The organism is Actinomycetes bacterium (genome assembly GCA_036510875.1).
In the GTDB taxonomy this organism is placed as follows: domain Bacteria; phylum Actinomycetota; class Actinomycetes; order Prado026; family Prado026; genus DATCDE01.
In genome coordinates this window covers 1-2425 of the sequence record DATCDE010000097.1, presented here as the reverse complement: position 1 = coordinate 2425, position 2425 = coordinate 1, and the positions used below count along the sequence as shown (strand labels likewise).

General features: G+C 65.1%; 3 protein-coding genes. All 3 read right to left on the bottom strand.

The window, feature by feature from the left end:
• Positions 1-320: 320 nt before the first annotated feature.
• Positions 321-524 carry a hypothetical protein gene (locus VIM19_05580; protein ID HEY5184369.1) on the bottom strand — a complete coding sequence of 68 codons (204 nt, stop codon included), beginning with the start codon at positions 522-524 and terminating at the stop codon, positions 321-323.
• Between the two features lie 277 nt (positions 525-801).
• A complete protein-coding gene (locus VIM19_05575) occupies positions 802-1593 on the bottom strand; it encodes a hypothetical protein (GenBank protein HEY5184368.1) in 792 nt (263 codons plus the stop codon).
• Positions 1594-1960: 367 nt separating this feature from the next.
• Positions 1961-2218: a hypothetical protein gene (locus tag VIM19_05570; protein ID HEY5184367.1), complete on the bottom strand. Its 258-nt coding sequence runs from the start codon at positions 2216-2218 to the stop codon at positions 1961-1963.
• Positions 2219-2425 lie beyond the last annotated feature (207 nt).

Sequence of the window (2425 nt, the reverse complement as noted above, 5' to 3'; positions counted from 1 at the left end):
CATGACCAGCGACCAGCAAGCCCTCTACGACCTGTTCAACCTCCCCAGATGGGCACCGACCCCGACTTAGGTCATAGGAACCAACACTCCCTGCACCACCCGTGACCTGCAAGAACACTCCTCATGATCAACTTATCTAGGAAACTCCGGCTGGGCCCCACCCGACCTGCTCAGACTGCCAGTCCCACGGGTCGTGCACAGGCGGCGCCAATGGCGGCACACCCGGCCGCACCCAGAGCCCACTTTCCGGCCTTGGCGGCGGACGGGCCGGCGGCCGGCGCGCCTCGCCAGTCGTTGCTGACTACTGCGTCGGTCATAGCTCAGCTGTCCGGGAAGAGCCGGTCGAGGGCAGGGCCGCGGAGCGCGTCGGCGGCCGACGCGGGCAGGTTGCTATTTGCCTCCAGGCTGTCCGCTATCGCCATCGTGATCAGCTCCGCTTTGACCGCAGCATCGTCCAGCTTGGCCGCAGGAGCCGTCGGCCGGCCGCGCAGCTTCAGTTGGGGCGAGGCCAGGAGAATGGGCATCGTCCACTCCTTATGCCGGTCGGCGACCGCGCTGGGTGCGCACCTCCAACACCGCGTCACCACCATCCTTGACGCACAGACAACCTGACTCTGCGCGGGACCCGCGGCCGGCTCCCAACGATGACCTGCTCTCCAAAACGCCACATTGCTGATCCAACCGTTACAGCCAGCCGGAACGTCGTTACAAACCAGGCCGCGGAGCGCCCGGCCGGTTTTCGGTGACCCACCATCGGCACTGCGCGTCTCCGGCCGAACTCGACATGACGGCCAGGACCAGTCAACCGGCGGGTGTCAGGAGGTTCTGGTCAGTCACGGCGAACTCGGCCCAGGATTCGTTGTTGACCGAGCCTGTGTCGTCCCTGAGCACGCGGGTCACCGAAGGGTCATCGGCGGTGATGATCAAGACCCTTCCGTCGCTGGCCGCGATCCAATCCCAGTTCGGCGCCCAGAACGCTGGCCCGAAGAGGTAGTTGGCCTCGCTCGGAGCGGCCGGGAAGGACAGCAACGTTCGCGGCCCCGAGCCATCGTCGAGCACGACCTCGGTCTGGCCCCCGTCAGACGTTGTGCTGACCCGCTCCCCGCTGGGGCTGACCGTCGGATAGGTCAACGGGTCCGGTTGGGACGGTACGTCAGCCGTTGGAACGTCCTCGACCTCTCCCGTTCGAACATCCACGATTTTCCGCCATCCCGCGGTCAGGTGCATCCCCGGGGGAGGGGTTGTCGCGACTTCTTGAGGGTTCATCCGGAACATTGTCACTTCGAGCCGACCGTCGGGCAGCCACGCAAGCTGTGGACCCATGTCCTTGCCCGCTGTCTTGGAGTTCGACGTGACCTGGTCCCCAACGCACAGCACGTCCTTGTCTGGCTGGCCGGCCGCCGCAACGACCCGAACGCACCGAGATTGCCCGGCGAAGTAGGCAACAGTGCCCTGCAGCGAACTGTCCGGTTGCTGAGCCAGCGACGCGAAGTCCGGTCGCTTCCAGTTCGCTGAGATCACCCACTCGACCACGAAGGTTCCCACAGCGATAACTACCACCACTGCCAAGGCGATGATGGCACCGACGACCACCCGGGACCTACGCGTTCGCGGGGGCCGTGCCTTCACGCCGGATCCGGGGCTGCTTATGGTGCCCTCCTTCGTCGGCGGCGTCCTCAGAGCGATGTTGCGAACAGTCGGCTTCGACCGATCCGAGCATCGCGCGGCTGGACAAAATCGAACAGAGGAGAACGTCCTGGCCGCCCGCCCGGATCCCGCCATAGGCCCCTGCGATTCCAGCATTCCGTTACAGCCAAGGATTTTCGCTACAGAACCAGGTTGCGGGTAGAGCCTCGCGCGCTTGCCGAGCGGGGAGCTGGACGGGGTGCGCCAGGTAGCCGCCGACAACGTTGCCCTGCGGTCACAGCTACGACACATCGAGAGCGCCGTGCCGTCGTGGTCATGCCTGCCTTCTGCCGGGGATGTCCCTTGCGAAAGAGAGGTCGCTGATGGTCCTGGCGTCGATCCTGTGCGCGCGCAGCAGTTGCTCGACCAGAGTGCTAAACAACCACCCTCGGTACGCGCGGACGGCCCAGCCTGCTTCCTGTACCAGGCCGTCGTAGACGTCATGGCCGACGAGCACCGCGACCAGGTCGGTTGCGTGTTCGACGTCCAGGTGGGGCCGGAGGCAACCCAGCTCGGCGATCCTCGCCACCATCGCGCGCTGTCCGTTGCGCCGGTTCGCTGCGACCGCACGCCAGTATTGGTCGACGTAGTGAGCTCTCTAAGAGCGTGTCTGGAAACTGCTGTGACTGGTGAGCGGCGTGTTACACGTGGGGAATGAGTGAGCTCCTGGTAGGCCAGTGGTGTCGAAGCCATAGCGCTACCAGGAGCTCACTTGTCATCTTCGCTGATCTGCACGTGC

Excerpts from the sequence above, each read along its gene's own strand:
- VIM19_05580 (HEY5184369.1), bottom strand. The coding sequence starts at position 524 with ATGCCCATTCTCCTGGCCTCGCCCCAACTGAAGCTGCGCGGCCGGCCG.
- VIM19_05570 (HEY5184367.1), bottom strand. The coding sequence starts at position 2,218 with ATGGTGGCGAGGATCGCCGAGCTGGGTTGCCTCCGGCCCCACCTGGAC.